Raw genomic sequence first — 17,477 nt, 5'->3', positions numbered from 1 at the left:
ACATGAAAAAAATAAAAGTCGCTTTTTTTTCAATACCTCCGAAAGAAAAAAATTATATAAAAAGAAGGTTGGACAAAAACAAATTTGAGCTCTTTTTCTTCAAGGACGAGCTCGCCGCCGACAATCCGGTTATTAAAGACGCCGATGTCATCTCGGTTTTTATTTATGACAAAGTGGACAAGAACATTATCGATAAAGCAAAAAAGCTGAAATTAATCGCAACGAGGAGCACGGGATTTAATCATATCGATACCGAATATGCCAGGAAAAAGAAAATTGCCGTTGCGAACGTGCCTTATTACGGCGAAAATACTGTGGCGGAACATACTTTTGCGCTTATTTTAACATTATCGAGAAACATTCACAAAGCTTACGTAAGGGCGCAGCAAAGTAATTTCTCGCTCGAAGGTCTGCGCGGCTTCGATTTGAGAGGCAAAACTCTCGGAGTAATCGGCGCCGGCAGCATCGGCGTCCACGTAATGAAAATTGCAAAAGGTTTCGGGATGAAAGTTCTTGCTTACGACGTTAAACAAAACCATATACTGGAAGAACTTCTCGATTTCAAATATGTCGATCTGGAAACTCTGTTGAAGTCCTCGGATATAATTACGCTCCACTGTCCGTATAACAAGAGCACTCATCACCTGATAAATATGAATAATATCGAACTGGTAAAAAAAGGCGCGCTCTTTATCAATACGGCGCGCAGCGGACTTATCGAACCGAGAGCGCTCTACTATGCAATCGACAAAGGTATTTTCGGAGGAGCGGGGCTCGACGTGTTCGAAGGGGAAGAACTGCTTAAGGAAGAAAATCAAATGTTGACAAAAAATGTTGAGCTGGAAAAAGTCGACGCTATTTTGAAAAGAAATCTGCTGCTGAGACGCGAAAATGTGATTTTAACTCCTCACATGGCTTTCGATTCTCAAGAGGCTATTGAACGAATACTTGAAACCACTGCGGAAAATATCAGCGCTTTTTTTGAAAACAGAAATTACTATAAAGTGATTTAATGTCCGATCACAGAAAAGACGATGAAATATTAGGCAAAGCCTACGACGCCAAATTAATGAGACGGCTTTTGTCTTACGTAAAGCCGTACAAAGGTTATGTAACGCTTGCAATCCTGCTGAATATTGTGGTCGCTATTTTGCCGTCCGTCCGGCCTTATCTGACCAAAATTGCTATTGACGAATATATAGCCAATAAAGACTTCGACGGGCTGATTACAATAGCGGCTCTTTTGCTCGGAACGCTTCTGTCGCAGGCGGTAGTGCAATACTTCTTAACCTATTTCACGGAATTGATGGGACAGAAGATAATTTTCGACATCAGGGCGCAACTGTTTCGTCATGTGGAAAGATTGGCTTTGAAATTCTTCGACAAGACTCCGATCGGTCGTATTGTAACCAGAGTAACGAACGATGTGGAATCGCTCAATGAAATGTTCTCGTCCGGAATCGTATCGGTCTTCAGCGATATTTTTGTTATAGTCTGGATTTTCTTCTTCATGTTTACGATGTCGTGGGATCTGGCGCTTGTTACTCTTTCGGTAATTCCGATTCTTTTTTACGCAACGTTTTTGTTTAGAAAAAAAGTACGGGAGGCATACCGCGACGTCAGGTATCATCTTGCGCGCCTAAATTCGTATATGCAGGAGCATATAACCGGCATGAACGTGGTTCAACTTTTTTCGAAAGAGGAAGAAGAACTGAAAAAATTTTCTTCGATTAACAACGATTACAAAAACGCCAACATACGCTCGGTCTTTTATTACGCAATCTTTTTCCCGTTTGTCGAACTTCTGAGCGCAATTTCAATCGGTTTGATTATATGGTACGGCGGCGGGGAGGTGGTGCAAAACAATCTGACTCTCGGCGTGCTAATTGCGTTTCTTCAGTATACGGAGATGTTCTGGCGGCCTGTGAGAGACCTTTCGGAAAAATATAATATTCTTCAAACCGCTATGGCTTCTTCGGAAAGGATTTTCAAACTACTCGACGATAAAACATTCGTTAAAAATCCGGAAAATCCCGTCAAATTGGAGAACGTCAAAGGCGAAATCGAATTTAAGAACGTGTGGTTCGCTTATAACCCGGGAGAATACGTATTGAAAGATATCTCGTTTAAGATTAATGCCGGGGAAACGGCGGCAATAGTAGGCGCCACGGGAGCGGGTAAGACGAGCATTATCAATATTCTAACGCGTTTCTACGATATCGAAAAAGGCGCAATTTTTATCGACGGCGTCGATATAAGTAAAGTTGACAAAAGAGATTTGAGAAGGTATATTTCCGTAGTGCTGCAGGACGTATATCTTTTCTCGGGCACGATAAAGTCCAATATATCTCTCGGCAACGAAGAGATTACCGAGGAACAAATAATAAGCGCGGCAAAAACCGTAGGAGCTCACGATTTCATAATGAAGTTGCCCGGTAAATACGATGAAATCGTCAAAGAAAAAGGAGCTACGCTAAGCGTCGGACAGAAGCAATTAATTTCGTTTGCCAGGGCGCTCGCATATAATCCCAAAATATTGATACTCGACGAGGCTACGTCGAGTATCGACACCGAAACGGAAATATTAATTCAAAAAGCAATTGAAAAATTACTTCGGGGGAGAACCTCAATTGTAATAGCCCACCGGCTTTCCACAATTCAGAACGCCGACAAAATTCTCGTTATGCACAAAGGCGAATTGAAAGAAGTCGGCACTCATCAGGAATTGCTGGCTCGTAAGGGAATCTATTACAAGCTCTATCAATTACAGTACAAAGATCAGGAAGTAATTAAATCCAACTAAAGCAGGAGGCATTATGCCTTTGAAGCAATTTATGACGCTCCCCCGTCATATCCTCGAAGGTGAAAAATTGCATCCCGAAGCTACGGGAGAATTATCAGCCATCTTATTGCAATTGGGATTGGCTGCAAAAGTAATTTCACTCGAAGTAAACAAAGCAGGTTTAGTCGAAATCCTCGGATTCACCGGTAAAACGAACGTCCACGGCGAAGACGTCAAAAAACTCGATCTGTTCGCTCACGAAATGCTTATAAGAGCGATGGACCACGGCGGACACTTTTGCGTTATGGCATCTGAAGAAGACGAAAATATTATCCACCTTCCGCCTCATCATAAAATCGGAAAATACGTTCTCCTGTTCGATCCGCTGGACGGCTCGTCGAATATCGAAGCTAATGTGAGCATAGGCACTATTTTTTCTATCTACAGACGAATAAGCAAAGGCAACGGTCCGGGCACGATCGAAGACTGCTTGCAGCCGGGATACAAACAGGTAGCCGCGGGCTATATTGTATACGGTCCTTCCACAATATTTGTTTACAGCGCGGGGCACGGCGTATACGGATTTACATTGGACCCGGCTTTCGGCGAATTCCTTTTGTCGCACGATAATATTAAGATTCCGGACAGAGGAAGAATCTACAGTATTAATGAAGGAAATTATAATTCCTGGAGCAGGGGATTAAAGAAATATATAAAACATCTTCAGGCAAATAAATTCGAAGGGAAACCGTATCAATTGAGATATGTGGGATCCATGGTCGCCGACATACACAGAACGCTTTTATACGGCGGTACGTTTATGTATCCGGGCGATAAGAGAAATCCGAAAGGGAAACTGAGACTCGTCTACGAATGCAATCCGGTTTCGTTTATAATCGAGGCGGCAGGCGGAGTTGCAATCGACGGAGAAAAACGAATTCTCGAACTGACGCCTTCGTCGCTTCACGAACGCACGCCTATTTTTGCCGGCAGCAAAAACGATATAGAGCTTCTGAAAAAATTTCTGGACGAAGAAAAAGAATAGAGCTGAATTAAAATCGGCGGGCAAATTGACAATAAGGCTGGAGGAAATCCAGCCTTATGCTGAAATATTAATTAAAAATTTTTAATGCCTTCGTCTATCAAATCGGCAAGCTCTTTTTCGCCGATATTTTCAAATTTTATTTTAGCCGATTTCAAAATTACCGCCGGCGGATCGCCTTCTCCTTTTTTAAAACGGTATAAATTGAAAGCTAACCTGTACCGCTCGTTCGGAATCGGTATATATTTTTCGAGCGTTTCCACAAAATTATAACATTTCTTTTCTAACGAATCTTCAGGAAAAGTTTTTGTGCCGGGTGATGGTAATGTCGTCATAACTCAACTCACATTTCGTAATTTATTTGCCAAAAATAATGAAGATTGGGCTTAGTTGCCAACGATACGGCTATAAGTTTTGAATCGTTCGTCGAAATGTCTAAATTTGCATTAAACAAAAGGTGTTCTCGTTGTGGATGAAAATCGTCCTCTAAAAATTCTCGTAATACGGTTAAGTTCTCTGGGCGACGTAATACTAACCACGCCTGTCATCCGCGCATTAAAATCCAGATACAAAAATGCGGAAATCGATTTTGTGGTAAAACCTCAATACGCCGACGCGCTGGCTTACAATAAATACCTGCACGGAGTTTTGAAATATGATAAGAATAATATTAAAGAATTATTGAAAGAAATTTCGTCTCGACGTTACGATATGGTTGTCGATTTACAGAATAATCTTAGAAGCAACCGAATTAATATTGCCGCCGGCGGTCGAATTTACAGGTTCAGAAAACCGGCCGTTAAGAAAATCCTTTTATCTAAATTCCGTATTAATTTATACGACAAAGTTATATCCATACCCGAATTATATGCTGCTTCCGTACCCGGATTAAAGCTGGACGGTTACGGTACGGAAGTATTTCTGCCGAACGATATTAATTCAGATCTGGGCGAAGGAAATTATATCGGTTTTTGCCCCGGTTCAAGACATTTTACTAAAATGTGGCCTTCGGAATATTTTATTAAATTGGGAAATAAAATTCATGAAAGAGGTTTTCGAATAATTCTTTTCGGAGGGAAAGCCGACAGGGAATTATGTAAAACTATAGCGGACGGTATTCCGGGAGCTGTCGATTTGAGCAACGACGATAATCTTCTGCAACTTGCGGTTAACATGAAAAAGTGCAAATTGATTGTAAGCAACGACACGGGATTGATGCACCTTGCCGCATCTCAAAATATTCCTCTGGTTGTGGTTTTCGGATCCAGCGTTAAAGAATTCGGATTCCTGCCGTACAAAGTCAAATACGGACTCGTAGAAAAAGAAGGGCTGGAATGCCGACCGTGCAGTCATATCGGCCTCGAAAAATGTCCCGAAGGACATTTCAACTGTATGAAAGAATTAACTCCCGACGTGGTTTTAGATAACTTAATAAAATTGCTTGAAGACAAATGAAAAGATTCTGGCAAATAGTATATAACATTTTCTTTTACCCGTTATCTGCGCTTTTGAAAGCAGTTTCGCCGTTGGTCGGCGGAAAGATAAGAATGAGCGTTCAAGAGAGGGAGCGCCTTTTTGAAAATTTGATAATTGCGATGGCGGATATCGACCGCTCAAAAAAAATGGTTTGGTTTCACGCTTCTTCGATGGGCGAATTCGAGCAGGCAAAACCGATTGTCGAAAAACTAAAACAGGAAAGGGATATTCTTGTCCTCGCCACATTCTTTTCCCCGTCCGGTTATCGCAATTCGGTTAAATATCCTCATGCGGATATAATTTCATATATGCCCTTTGACAGGATAAAAGACGTTAAACGCTTTTTGGATATAACCCAGCCCGATCTCGTGATATTTATGCGATACGATATCTGGCCGAATACGATCTGGCAGCTTGAAAAAAGAGGCATACCTTATTTAATAGCTGATGCAACAATGCGCCCGGGCAGTAACCGCCTGCTGCCGGTAATTCGCTCTTTTCACAAATACGTCTTCGACAGCGCGGCAAAAATCCTGACCGTTTCCGAAAACGACGCTATTAATTTCCTAAAGTTCGGATTATCTCCGGAAAAAGTAGCGCCTGTGGGCGATACGCGTTTCGACAGGGTTTACATAAAAAGTATGACGGCAAGGGAAAAGAAAATTATAAATGAAGACGTGCTGAAACATAAAAAAGTGCTTGTACTTGGAAGCGTTTGGGAAACCGACGAGGAAGTAATATTTCCCGCATTAATTAAACTGATGAAATATGCGCCGGAACTTATTATAATTGTAGTTCCTCACGAGCCCGATTTAATTCATCTCGAAAAGATTGAAAATGACTTTTATAAAAAATTTCCCACGATAAGATTTTCGCTTATGAATGATTACAAGGACGAACGAGTAATCATTGTCGATTCTGTTGGTATCTTGCTTACGCTTTACAGTTATGCCGATGCAGCTTATGTGGGCGGTAGTTTTCGTCAAATTCACAATGTGCTCGAACCCGCCGTTTATTCTATTCCGGTCGTCTACGGACCCAAAATCGAAACGAGTCAGGAAGCAATCCAAATGCATAAACTGGGCGGCGGCATTATCATAAAAAATAAAAAAGAAGCTTATAAAACGTTCCGGCGCTTGTTTACAGACGATGACTATAGAAAAAAAGCCGGGGAAATAGCGGGCGAGTTTGTAAAAAAGAATACGGGAGCGACAGATAAAATACTTAAGGAAATATACAAATACATATAATTTACTGTAAAAAGTAAACCATTATCATCCAGCAGTCTTGGTTGATAAGGTAGTTCTAATTTTATACCTTTGTGTCGTATTATAGAAATAAATGGAGTTTCTATGAAATCAAAACTTGAAATCTGGCAGCAACTGAACGATATGGGAATAAAAAATATTAATAATATTTTTTATAATCTGACTACGCCGGCTCTCTACGAACAGGCGGCAAGACGAAGAGAAGCTATGATAGCCCACATGGGTCCTCTGGTAGTTAGAACCGGTCAGCATACGGGCAGAAGTCCTAACGATAAGTTCTTGGTGAAAGAGCCTTCGAGTCAGGAGCAGGTATGGTGGGGTAATGTTAATAAGCCGATAGAAGAAAAATATTTCGACAGAATATTCGCTCATATGTGTTCTTACGTGCAAAACAAGGATTTGTACGTTCAGGATTTATATGCCGGCGCAGATCCCGACTACCGGCTGCCGATTAGAGTAATAACCGAAACCGCATGGCACAACCTTTTTGCAAGAAATTTGTTTATCAAAGCCGAGGGCGAAGATCTCGTTAATCATAAACCGGAATTTACGGTTATTAATTTGCCGTATTTTCAAGCCGACCCGGAAACCGACGGCACCAATTCTGGCGTTTTTATTATAATCAACTTTGGTAAAAAACTCGTTTTGATCGGGGGGACAAGTTACGCAGGCGAAATTAAAAAATCGATTTTTACAATAATGAATTATCTAATGCCTCTCAAAGGAGTAATGTCGATGCATTGTTCGGCTAATGTGGGCAAAGAAGGCGATGTGGCTGTTATGTTCGGCTTGTCCGGTACGGGAAAGACTACTCTGTCAGCCGACCCGGAAAGAAAATTAATCGGAGACGACGAACACGGATGGAGCGACAAGGGCGTATTTAATTATGAAGGCGGATGCTATGCAAAGGTAATCAGATTGTCAGCCGAATCCGAACCCTTTATTTACGAAACCACGAGGAAGTTCGGAACTATTCTCGAAAATGTAGCTATGGACGTTAATACGCGTATGCTCGACCTGAACGACGATTCTCTAACCGAAAACACGCGAGCGGCCTATCCGATCAATTATATTCCGAACATAGCGCCCGAAGGAAGAGGAGGGCATCCGAAAAATATTGTAATGCTTACCGCCGACGCATTCGGAGTTATGCCGCCAATTGCAAAACTTACTCCTGAACAAGCAATGTACCACTTTCTGTCGGGCTACACCGCAAAAGTGGCGGGTACGGAAAAAGGCGTTACCGAGCCGAAAGCAACTTTTAGCGCTTGTTTCGGAGCTCCGTTTATGGTTCTTAAACCTTCGGTATACGCAAAATTGCTCGGCGACAAAATTCAAAAATACAATGTGAATTGCTGGCTTGTAAATACCGGATGGACAGGAGGTCCTTACGGAACCGGAAGCAGAATGAAGATCGAATATACCCGCAGAATGCTTAACGCGGCGCTGTCCGGCGAACTCGAAAGTGTCGTAACTTATAAGGACAATTATTTCGGACTCGAAGTGCCTACTAAGATCAACGGTATTCCGGATGAAATTCTACATCCTCAGAATACATGGCCGGATAAATCGAAATACGACGAAACAGCCCGTAAATTGGCGGCAATGTTTAAGGAGAATTTCAAGAATTTCGAAGCAAACGTCTCTGAAGATGTGAAAAAAGCCGGTCCTATTGTTTAACAATGGCTCGCTGTTCCGTGTTAAAAAACGGAACAGCGAATCTTTATATGATTTCAAAGCGTAAGGATTTTAACATTTCTATTTGCTCGCCTGTTAATGACGAACCGTCTATCTTATAATTGAAAAATTCCCGGCGTATTCTGTAATTTTTTCTGAGCTCGTCAAAGTAGCGCGGAAATTGTTCGTCGGATAATTTCAATCCTTCCTTCAACTTAAGACTATCGTCGTTTATATCGTAAATATTATTTAAAATATTTTTCATTAATTCCACATTGTTTTCCGTTTTCCGGGGCATTATTATGTTGTCCTCAAGTTGCATGTAATCGGGCTTCCATTTTTTTTCGACGCCGGCGTATTCGCAAAATTTATTGTAGATAAAGAGCGTGCTGTTGAGTTTGCCTTCGTATGAATATCCCGCTATATGGGGCGTAGCAATATCCGTAATGTCAAGTAATTCTCGGTCGATTGCAGGCTCGTTTTCCCAGACGTCCAGAACGGCGTTAAATCTTTTATTTTTTATTAGAGCTTTTTTAAGCGCATGATTATCTACTACTGCGCCCCGCGAAGAATTTATTAACAACGAGCCGTCGTTAATTATATTGATATTTTCTTCGTTCAGAAGATGAACCGTATTGTCCATGCCGCCTTTGTTCAGAGGCACATGGAACGTTATGATATCGCAATTTAACGCCTCTTCCAGGCTCTTGAATTTTGAATCGCCAGTTTTTCTTTTAAGCGGAGGGTCGTTTAATATCGTATCGACGCCGAGCGCTTTCGCAAAGGCGTCTACTTTTGTACCGATATTGCCGTACCCAACGATGCCGAGAGCGCTGCCCTGAAAAGGTCTCCCCGTGCGAAAAAAAATTTCAGTAATCGCGCTGACCACATATTCAGCCACCGAATAAGCGTTGCATCCTGCGGCGTCGGCAAATCGTATGCCGGCTTTATTAAGGTAGTCTTTGTCAATGTGGTCTGTGCCGATTGTGGCTGTGGCGACGAATTTCACATTTGTTCCTTCAAGAAGATCTTTATCGACTCTAGTGATGGATCTTACCAACAGGACGTCTGCATCGATAACATCTTTTTGGGTAATCGATCTGCCGTGGAATAATTTAACTTCGCCAAATTCGCCGAATGCTTTTTTGACCTGGGGTATGTTTTCGTCTGCAATTATCAGCATAATGAAAAACCTCGTAAAATTTTAATGACAAAAATAATTAAATTATTACACAGTAAGGATAATAAAAAAGCCGGCTTTGGAGAGCCGGCTTTTTCTCTTTCGAGGGGAAAATCAGAACAAATCGATTTTGCCGTTGATATGTTTGGATTTATCGGTAATGTTGCCATACTGGTCAACTACGCCGACGTGGCAAATTCCGCATGCTTTGAGTTCGGCGTCTTCATGACCTGTAGGCGGTAAACCGTGACAGGTGCCGCAAGCCGCCTGGCTTCCGTCCACTTGATTCCATTTGGGAGAAAAATTATTGCCGGTCATTTTATCGGCAGTATAGATAAACGGATAGTCGGAATTTTCTTTTTTGAATTCGAAATTACCGTGGCAGTACGTATTGCTGCATGTATTGTTGGCAAAATCATAGGACGGATTAGAAGGTCCGGAAGATGTAAACGCGCCGAAGATAACTTCCGCGTGCGGAGTATTGTCGATATGTCCCGGAGCTTCAAAACCGGATGGCAGTATATGGCATTCCATGCAGGAGACTTTTCCCGACAATAACGAGGCATTCAAGTGAGCCTGGTGAGCTCCGACTCTGGGATCGGAAGTTTCTTTTGCGTTGTTGGTCGCTTGCGGCGGGGCTATGCTGCCGCCTTTGAAAAAGTCGCCGTGGCATGTGTTGCAGGCTTCGGGACCTCCAGCTTTATTGTGGCATGTCGTACAAGTTGGACTTGTAATTCCTCCGGCATAATCGTCGCCATGGCATTGAGCGCATTGCGACAGATCCCAGTTTGTGGATGCGATGAATCTGCCGTGGAAATTATCCGAACCCGGCAGCAATATCCCGTCAACATGGACATTGATGGCGGGGTGACAATTTACGCAGCTTACGCCTGCAGTGCCTCCCGAATAATTCGAAGCATGGCATTGTTTGCAACTTTCCATACTATTATCTGTCAGCTTCTTGCCGTGGAAATTATCGGAGGATTGCGACAAAAATCCGGCGCCGTGAACGCTCAATTGAGCCGGCGGAGTAATATCCTCCTGAACATCGCTGCAGGAAGCTAAAACGAACAAAAGCGATAAAGCCAAATAATATTTAATATATTTCATAGTCTACCCAAAAATTTAATTGTGACAATAACCGCAGAATCCCACGCCTTTAATGCCGTCGGGTCGAGCGTTGGCGTCAGTATGGCACGAGTAGCATACGGAATTAAAATCGGAATGCCAATCGCCGTCGGAGCCGTTCATGAATCCGCTCATGTGGGTTTTCGGGTTAGTTCCTTTAACGCCGTCGTTATCGACATGGCATAGAACGCAATTCGGGTCTGCGCCCTGAAGGTCGTGACACGACGAACACGATTCAATATCCCGCTTAGCAAGGATTGCATGCTGTCCGCCTCCTGTGCCTACGCCGATTGTTACAAAATTCGGTTTGGAGTGCGAAGCCGGCATGGCACCTTCGAGCGCGTAATCGCCGCCGCCGTTATTATGGCACTCGGCGCAGAAGGTTTCTACCTGATGGCACGTCTGGCAATCGGCGGACTTTGTGTTTGCGTCGATACCGTGCGAAAAACGATAATTCAAATCATGAACCCGCGTCATCTGTTGCATCTTTGCGTCGTCTGTAAACTTATGCGGAGAATACGGAACGTAAAAATCCGATTCGGTATTTGTTTCGGTCATCATGGTAGTTGAAACGTGACAAGCCTCGCAGAAACTATTGTCGTGACACATTTCGCAATTATTATCCATTGCAGTAGCTTTGAATTTGTGAGCTTTGAAGAAGCCAACCTGCCGATGGTCTTCCGGAATTAAATCGACGGTCGAAATGTGACAGACTTCGCAGTCGCTTACCGCTACCGATTTATTGTTGTGGCAGGTAATACAACCGCTCATAGGCGGATTGACGCTCTTCGACTCAAAGCCGTATTCTACCTCGTCGAGCCCTTTATGGCATGCGGCGCATTCCATCTTTTGTTCGTTGATATGAAAACTGTGGTTGAATATCAACGTACTTTTTGTTTGAATCAGAGGCTCGAAAACATCTTCATAATGACACATTTGACAATTATCCGTATCCTCAACGTCGTGACACGTAGCGCAGACATCTTTTTCCGGCAATAGTCTGTCGTTGAGTTTTGTGCTGTTTGCCACATTTGTATGACACGACGCACAGTCTGTTACTTCACTATGAAGCTCGTGAGAAAATTTAATGACGTCTTTGTTGGTTTTACGTTGCTCGTTGCCTTTGTTCGCATCGATTGCTGCGACTGTAAGAAAAACAAGAATCAAAAGGCTGAGCGGCAGATAAATAAATTTTATTTTCATAATGGTCTACAAGTTTGTATTAAACAAGTAATTAACTTTGAATAAAACTCTGAAATCGTTTTTGTATATCTTGTTGTTGAAATACTGCGTTTGGAAATCGAAAGACAGAATTCTCCATGGCCTGAAGTTAAGTCCGGCCAGAAGAGCGGTTATGGAATTTGTCTCGTCGTCGCTAGAAAGTTTGTAGCTTGTATATGTAACTCCGACCGAAGGAGTAATTAATCCTTCCACAAACGACTTTGCCAAATAGAGTGAAGCGGCGTCGAGCTCTCCAGCGTCGCCTAAAGTCTTACGGTATGAAATCGAACCGTACTGCGTAGTAACGCCGAGACTCAATCGCGATGAGTGTTCGGAGTCGAATTTTACGTCGCCGTATTTGAAGAAGAGACGATATAGCCTCGAAATTTTATAGTCGAATCCGCCTTCGATTTCCTGGGAATTTCCGTAATCGAATACTGAGAAGATTGAATTATAGCGTATTCTGGGTTCTCTGTAATTATAATAAAAGTTGAGACCCAGTTTATCGGTTGCGTTAACTCTTCCGTCGAATTCGACTTTCGAAGTCACTTCGTAATTCAAATCATATTCGTAACGCGTGCTTACGTCGACGAGGTTGTTGTATGAATAATACGCGTCGGCAGAGAGTAATTTGTATTGATTAGATTTCGATTGAATCAGAATTGTAACCGGATCGAGATTCTCGTCGAGGCGCTCGGCGTAATAGTCGACCGACTTGAAATTCTTGTCGATATACGAAACGCCGAGACGGAAATTTTTTAATGCTACCGTTTCAAAACGACCTCCCATAATATAATCGTTGCTAAGGTCGTCGGTTAATTCGAGTTTTTGATAAGCCGGCAGGTTACCGCCGTAGAAACCTGTCAGCGAAAATCCGGCATATTTTAATTTGAGATTAATACCGTCGAAAAGACCGCCGGCTACAGGAGTAAAGAGCGGCTGTCTTCCTAATTTTACGGTTGCAATGCCGAAAAGATCGCGCGCTTCGAGATAGAGATTATAAAAACGAACTCGGGGATCGGCGTCGAGCGCATTGCCCAGATTGCTTTCGAAATTAAAACGCGTACGCAAAGAGAACTTCGAGTAATTTGCGTTTAGATTTAAAGCCTGATACGTTCTGAAAAAAGTTTCAGATGAACTGGCGGTATTATATCTTTCGAACGAATAAAACGAAGACGTAATTCTGCCGTTAATATTTTGAGCGTTTACCAAGAACGGCAGGAATAGAAAGAATATTATTAATAACCTTTTCATGTTCTGCCTTTATTTTTTGGGGACAGGGTGCGCAATTTGAGGCCACATTTTCGCAAAATCGAATTCTTTGTAGGTCGGACTTTCTTCGTTGTGGCAAGTTTTGCAATATTTTTCGATTTCGGCTTCGTCTTTCCAGATTCTCAAACCGTTTTTAACGGATTCTTCGCGACTTTTCATAACTTTCATCGATTTGTAGTCTTCTCCGGGACCGTGGCAGGTTTCGCATTGAACGCCGTCTTCAACTGAGAATTTTTTGCCGAGTAATTTTTTGTCCACATCGTAACCGCTTGCGTGGCATTTAAGACATTGGGGATTTTCAACGGCTTTAACTTCTCCGGAAAGTTTATTTGCTTCTTCAGTTAACAGTGTTTTGTAAGCGTTGGCATGTTTGCTGTTTTGCCAGATTTTCAATTGTTCGCCTTGCTTTTCGTTTTTGTGGCACATACCGCATGCTTCTGCGCCTATATACCCGTGTTCCTGTGCGTTCATGGTATCCGGCAACAAAAAGAAACATAGAACTGCAACTATGGTAAGGGTAATACCATTTCTAAACATATTTCCTCCGCGCTTTATTGATAGTTGTTTATTTAATTTATGTTGAATATAGCTCAATCAATATTAAGAGGCAACCGTCTTATTATCTTTGTTTATCTCCTTCTTCTTCAGGATTCAATTTGTTTTCGAGCCACAATCTCAATTCCGGATCGTTTTCGAGTTCTTTGTCGAAAACGGCGTCGGGGTCGAGATTGTTTTCACTCAATGTTTTTGTAAATAGAAGCGTAGAATTGCTGAGTCGTTTTTCTTCTCTTTTCCCGGCTTTATATTCTTTCCATTCTAGAAGAACTTTTCTGAAATGTTTTTCGTGATGATGTCTGTAGTTTTTGAGCGTCATTTTACCGTCGATCCAGGTCAAACTCATCGGGTATTCATGCGGATGGAAAATCACAAAGAACCAATGCCATACCAAAATAGCAAGCGTAGCAAGAATGGCTTCGTAGAAATGGATCAGTTCGCTAACTTTAATCAACCATACGGGAGCCCAGTCGCCGACTACCGTCGGGAACCAGAGAATAAATCCTGTGGCGCCCATTATTACAGTGCCCCATATTAAAGCCCAATATTCCGCTTTTTCGGTATAATCGTATTTGTCGTAAATCGGTTTTTCTTTTTTAATTCTCAGATAATAAAGTATGGTGTCCCTTGCTTCGATAATGTCGGTATGTTTCGGCAATAGATTTTTGAGAACGTCTCTTCCGCGGGCAGTGAAAAGAAGATAGAAAACGTGATAAACGCCTACGCCGATCATCACGACAGCCGCGCCGCGGTGAATATATTGGCGCACGGTTTCAGTCATTCCGAAATACATCAAGAGCTCAGCCCACCAGCTTGTGTGGTACTTGAGAGCAAATCCAGTTATTGCCAGAACTATGAACGAAACTAGCAACAGAAAATGTTGAACGACCTCGCTCTTTGTAAAACGCGGTATTGTAATTTCTTTTTCGGTTCTTTTTTTCTTCTTTTTAATTTCATATAAGAAGATAAGCAGATTGTGCAATATCATACCGCCGATAACCGATACAATCAGCCAGAAATAAATATCGGTAACAATTTTTTCAACTTTTGCGGCTTCTTCATTTATAGTAACGTGAGAATAACTTTGGGAAAATACGGGGGTCGCTTCCGGATGACATTTTTGACAGGTTTCAGTTACGTTTGAAATATTTACTTTGGATTCCGGATGTTCCTTAGGCAAAATTTTATGAACCCCGTGACAATCGACGCACATAGCGGCGTCTTTATCGCCCCGCATTACCGCTAGCCCGTGATAGCTGTCCTGATACGATCTAGCCTGATTGCCGTTGATTCCGAAACGTTCGGCAATGCGCGGATTTTCGTGGCAAACCATACAGGTTTTTTGCTGTATTTTACGCGTTTCGGCTCTTTTATCGCCGCCTGAAATCGGCGTTATGTCGTGCTCGTTATGGCAGTCGTTGCAAACAGGAGATTCGCGATAGCCTTTTTTAGCGCGAATCCAGTGAATCGATTCCATATATTCTTCGGCTTCTTTTTCGTGGCATTGACCGCATGTTTCAGGCAGATTGAAAGACGATATCTTGGAACCCTGCTGAACTTTGTTTTTTATATCGTGAACGCCGTGGCAGGTTGTGCAAGTGGCTCCTTTATTGCCTTCCTTTACCATCATGCCGTGTACCGAGGCACTGTATTTCAGACCCGGACTTACCAAACCGATATCGTATTTTTTTGCCATCTCCGGATTGTCGTGACACTTACTGCAAGTAGTTCCGATATTAACCGGATTCACAGGACTCGAGGGGTGGTCGACTTTTTTGATATTATGCGAACCGTGACAGTCCCAGCATTTAGCCGCGTCGTCAATGCCTTCGCTCAAAGCTATTCCATGGATGCTTTCTTTGTGCTGAGCGGCAATATCCACATGGCATAGATAGCAGTTCGCAACTTCCGTAATTTTTAGATTTTTCGGGTGTTTAGAAATATTTTGAGCGATATAGCTGTGGCAGTCTGCACACTCGAGCTTGCTGTGAACGGAAGTGGGCAGCGTTAATTTAACGTCTTCCTTTTTGTGACAGCTGAGGCAATTGTCTTTACTTATCTTTTCGGCATGATAACTCGTAAGCAGAGGTTTGGCTTCGTGGCATTTCGAACAGTAGGTTCTCGAATTCGTTGACAATGAATTCGACGGCTTTTTGACATTATGCGAGCCGTGACAGGAAACGCATCCCGGCGCGTTTTTAATTTTCAACCTGTGATGGATGTCGTTTTCGACCGAAGCCATCTTGTCGTCATGGCACATTGTACAATCGACCTTTTCGGCGCCTTTGTCCATATGTTCTTCGTCTACTACATCCTGATGACAATCCTGACATTCGATAGCTTCGAAATGGACGGATTTTTCGATGCTTACTTCGTGACAGTCGAGGCAATTAAAATCTTGAGCATTTAATTCATGGTTAAATAATATAAATAGAGAACACGCAGTAAAAAGAACGGCTTTACGAATCATTTAGTCTCCAGATAATTTATGCGAAAGTAAAAGTAATCAAATATCGTGCTGAAAAAATGAACGGCTTAAAATTCGAAATTCTATCCGATAATCCGTTTTCTTTATTAATAATGAGAATCTATTTTCGTATTAATAAGATAATGGACTTATATATCCTGTCTAAAAATATTTACTGGGGAGGATTAAGTCAATAAAAATTTTGATTAAAAAAATCCCGCAGTTTTTGCTGCGGGATTAATCGAGTTATTTTTCGAAAAAAGAGCCCGCGACCAAATACCAGTCTTTATCTTCCAGATTTTCGATTCCGCTGAATGAGCCCTCTGTGCCGTTTGCGCTTTTGACTTTATCTTTAAAAGTTTCGAGATATCTGTCGATTTCTTCCTGGTAGAAAGCCACCGCGCTTTTGCCGATTTTTAGCTCGGCGAGTTCGGATTCCAAATTGTCCGCATCGAGCGTGCAAATCCAGTGTTTACCGTAAGGAGTAATGTCGAGCAGATCGATGTTTTCTCTCAACTCGTTGTTTATTGCTTTTACCTGTCCGCTTAAGGGCGAGGCAAATTTGATTACCCGGTTTTTTTGAATCAGACTGAACAAAGTCTGTCCTTTTTTAATAGTCATACCGAGATTCGGAAATTCGATATTGTCGATTTTACCGACGATTTTCTTGGCAAAATCGTCGATACCGATTCTGGCGGCACCCTCCTCGGTAATTGCAGCCCAGCAGTGATTTTCCGAAATAAAAACTCCGCCCGGAATCGAGAATTCACCGCGCCCGATTTTTTCGGTCTCCGGCAAATGAGAAATGTGAACCCGGGGCTTGAGCTGTTTTTTGATACGCTCCTGTCTTTTAATGAGGCATTTTTTGGTGAAATCGAGCAACTCGTCTTCTGTAAACGGCTTTTGAACGTAATCCATAGCTCCGTATTTCATACATTCCACGGCCGATTCAACGGTGGCATAACCGGTGATGATTATTACGTCGATATCGGGTCTCAGGTGTTTTATCGTCTTGGTTACCTCTACGCCGTCCATTTCGGGCATCTTCAGATCTGTAAATACGAAATCGTAATGATGACTTTGAACAAGAGTTATTGCTTCGGGACCCGAATTAACGGTGTCGACCGAGTAGCCGTCGAGCACCAATATTTTCCTGAAACTGTCGAGCACCACGTCTTCGTCGTCGACGCAAAGGATTCGGGCTTTGGGATTTTGCACTTCGGCTCTCTTTAAGGTTTTGACTTCTTTGCCGTAATCTACATTCACGACTTCGGCAAGAACGGCTTCTCTTTCCTTGCGGAGTTTTGACTCTTCATATTTTTTGATGAATATTCTGATTAAAACGTCCGCAATTATTAGCACGATTAAAAGTAATACGAATAGCGACATATCTATTTCTCCTGTTGTTA

14 protein-coding genes are annotated in these 17,477 nt (G+C 42.4%); 6 read left to right on the top strand and 8 right to left on the bottom strand.

Annotated elements, in window-relative coordinates; genetic code table 11:
- Positions 1–2 precede the first annotated feature (2 nt).
- From ACOYVE_RS06555 to fbp, 3 genes are read left to right on the top strand one after another with little or no spacing between them, the layout of a single operon-like run.
- Positions 3–1,013 carry an NAD(P)-dependent oxidoreductase gene (locus tag ACOYVE_RS06555; RefSeq protein ID WP_422881325.1) on the top strand — a complete coding sequence of 337 codons (1,011 nt, stop codon included), beginning with the start codon at positions 3–5 and terminating at the stop codon, positions 1,011–1,013.
- Positions 1,013–2,803, top strand: a complete 1,791-nt coding sequence (locus ACOYVE_RS06550) for an ABC transporter ATP-binding protein (protein ID WP_422881323.1) — start codon at positions 1,013–1,015, stop codon at positions 2,801–2,803. Before ACOYVE_RS06555 ends, ACOYVE_RS06550 begins: the two co-directional genes overlap by 1 nt.
- 13 nt (positions 2,804–2,816) lie before the next feature.
- Complete coding sequence (gene fbp, locus ACOYVE_RS06545) at positions 2,817–3,827, top strand: class 1 fructose-bisphosphatase (RefSeq protein ID WP_422881321.1); 1,011 nt, start codon at positions 2,817–2,819, stop codon at positions 3,825–3,827.
- A 71-nt stretch (positions 3,828–3,898) separates the two neighbouring features.
- Here fbp and ACOYVE_RS06540 read toward each other — a convergent pair whose 3' ends face one another.
- A complete protein-coding gene (locus ACOYVE_RS06540; protein WP_422881319.1) occupies positions 3,899–4,159 on the bottom strand; it encodes a hypothetical protein in 261 nt (86 codons plus the stop codon).
- Between the two features lie 133 nt (positions 4,160–4,292).
- Between ACOYVE_RS06540 and ACOYVE_RS06535 the strand changes: the two genes are divergently transcribed.
- From ACOYVE_RS06535 to ACOYVE_RS06525, 3 genes are all read left to right on the top strand, one after another.
- Complete coding sequence (locus tag ACOYVE_RS06535; RefSeq protein WP_422881317.1) at positions 4,293–5,279, top strand: glycosyltransferase family 9 protein; 987 nt, start codon at positions 4,293–4,295, stop codon at positions 5,277–5,279.
- Positions 5,276–6,550, top strand: coding sequence for a 3-deoxy-D-manno-octulosonic acid transferase (locus ACOYVE_RS06530; RefSeq protein ID WP_014856230.1), 1,275 nt, complete (start codon positions 5,276–5,278; stop codon positions 6,548–6,550). The genes ACOYVE_RS06535 and ACOYVE_RS06530 overlap by 4 nt, the downstream gene beginning before the upstream one ends.
- A gap of 102 nt (positions 6,551–6,652) precedes the next feature.
- On the top strand, positions 6,653–8,248 hold the full coding sequence (locus ACOYVE_RS06525; protein WP_014856231.1) for a phosphoenolpyruvate carboxykinase: 1,596 nt from the start codon (positions 6,653–6,655) through the stop codon (positions 8,246–8,248).
- A gap of 43 nt (positions 8,249–8,291) precedes the next feature.
- Here the strand turns inward: ACOYVE_RS06525 and ACOYVE_RS06520 are convergent, their stop codons facing one another.
- From ACOYVE_RS06520 to ACOYVE_RS06490, 7 genes are all read right to left on the bottom strand, one after another.
- Entirely contained in the window at positions 8,292–9,428 is a 1,137-nt protein-coding gene (locus ACOYVE_RS06520; protein ID WP_014856232.1) for a 4-phosphoerythronate dehydrogenase, read from the bottom strand.
- 111 nt (positions 9,429–9,539) lie between these two features.
- Positions 9,540–10,535 carry a cytochrome c3 family protein gene (locus tag ACOYVE_RS06515; protein ID WP_014856233.1) on the bottom strand — a complete coding sequence of 332 codons (996 nt, stop codon included), beginning with the start codon at positions 10,533–10,535 and terminating at the stop codon, positions 9,540–9,542.
- A 15-nt stretch (positions 10,536–10,550) separates the two neighbouring features.
- Positions 10,551–11,756 (bottom strand): cytochrome c3 family protein, encoded by a 1,206-nt coding sequence (locus tag ACOYVE_RS06510; protein WP_014856234.1) that lies wholly within the window; start codon positions 11,754–11,756, stop codon positions 10,551–10,553.
- A gap of 6 nt (positions 11,757–11,762) precedes the next feature.
- Entirely contained in the window at positions 11,763–13,028 is a 1,266-nt protein-coding gene (locus ACOYVE_RS06505; RefSeq protein ID WP_014856235.1) for a hypothetical protein, read from the bottom strand.
- Between the two features lie 9 nt (positions 13,029–13,037).
- On the bottom strand, positions 13,038–13,583 hold the full coding sequence (locus tag ACOYVE_RS06500) for a cytochrome c family protein (RefSeq protein ID WP_157867354.1): 546 nt from the start codon (positions 13,581–13,583) through the stop codon (positions 13,038–13,040).
- Positions 13,584–13,665: 82 nt separating this feature from the next.
- The gene (locus ACOYVE_RS06495) at positions 13,666–16,071 is read right to left on the bottom strand and encodes a cytochrome c3 family protein (RefSeq protein WP_422881313.1); all 2,406 of its coding nucleotides are present in this window, start codon (positions 16,069–16,071) and stop codon (positions 13,666–13,668) included.
- A gap of 243 nt (positions 16,072–16,314) precedes the next feature.
- Positions 16,315–17,457 (bottom strand): response regulator, encoded by a 1,143-nt coding sequence (locus ACOYVE_RS06490; RefSeq protein ID WP_014856237.1) that lies wholly within the window; start codon positions 17,455–17,457, stop codon positions 16,315–16,317.
- Positions 17,458–17,477: the final 20 nt, after the last annotated feature.

The organism is Melioribacter sp., assembly GCF_049325435.1.
Classification (GTDB): Bacteria; Bacteroidota; Ignavibacteria; order Ignavibacteriales; family Melioribacteraceae; genus Melioribacter; species Melioribacter roseus.
Note: the sequence above shows the minus strand (reverse complement) of the source record. Positions and strands in the feature narration are given on the sequence as shown.

What these genes read in the sequence shown, in the direction of transcription:
- ACOYVE_RS06555 (WP_422881325.1), top strand. Translation starts at nt 3, where the DNA reads ATGAAAAAAATAAAAGTCGCTTTTTTTTCAATACCTCCGAAAGAAAAA.
- ACOYVE_RS06550 (WP_422881323.1), top strand. Translation starts at nt 1,013, where the DNA reads ATGTCCGATCACAGAAAAGACGATGAAATATTAGGCAAAGCCTACGAC.
- fbp (WP_422881321.1), top strand. Translation starts at nt 2,817, where the DNA reads ATGCCTTTGAAGCAATTTATGACGCTCCCCCGTCATATCCTCGAAGGT.
- ACOYVE_RS06540 (WP_422881319.1), bottom strand. Translation starts at nt 4,159, where the DNA reads ATGACGACATTACCATCACCCGGCACAAAAACTTTTCCTGAAGATTCG.
- ACOYVE_RS06530 (WP_014856230.1), top strand. Translation starts at nt 5,276, where the DNA reads ATGAAAAGATTCTGGCAAATAGTATATAACATTTTCTTTTACCCGTTA.
- ACOYVE_RS06525 (WP_014856231.1), top strand. Translation starts at nt 6,653, where the DNA reads ATGAAATCAAAACTTGAAATCTGGCAGCAACTGAACGATATGGGAATA.
- ACOYVE_RS06520 (WP_014856232.1), bottom strand. Translation starts at nt 9,428, where the DNA reads ATGCTGATAATTGCAGACGAAAACATACCCCAGGTCAAAAAAGCATTC.
- ACOYVE_RS06515 (WP_014856233.1), bottom strand. Translation starts at nt 10,535, where the DNA reads ATGAAATATATTAAATATTATTTGGCTTTATCGCTTTTGTTCGTTTTA.
- ACOYVE_RS06510 (WP_014856234.1), bottom strand. Translation starts at nt 11,756, where the DNA reads ATGAAAATAAAATTTATTTATCTGCCGCTCAGCCTTTTGATTCTTGTT.
- ACOYVE_RS06505 (WP_014856235.1), bottom strand. Translation starts at nt 13,028, where the DNA reads ATGAAAAGGTTATTAATAATATTCTTTCTATTCCTGCCGTTCTTGGTA.
- ACOYVE_RS06500 (WP_157867354.1), bottom strand. Translation starts at nt 13,583, where the DNA reads ATGTTTAGAAATGGTATTACCCTTACCATAGTTGCAGTTCTATGTTTC.
- ACOYVE_RS06495 (WP_422881313.1), bottom strand. Translation starts at nt 16,071, where the DNA reads ATGATTCGTAAAGCCGTTCTTTTTACTGCGTGTTCTCTATTTATATTA.
- ACOYVE_RS06490 (WP_014856237.1), bottom strand. Translation starts at nt 17,457, where the DNA reads ATGTCGCTATTCGTATTACTTTTAATCGTGCTAATAATTGCGGACGTT.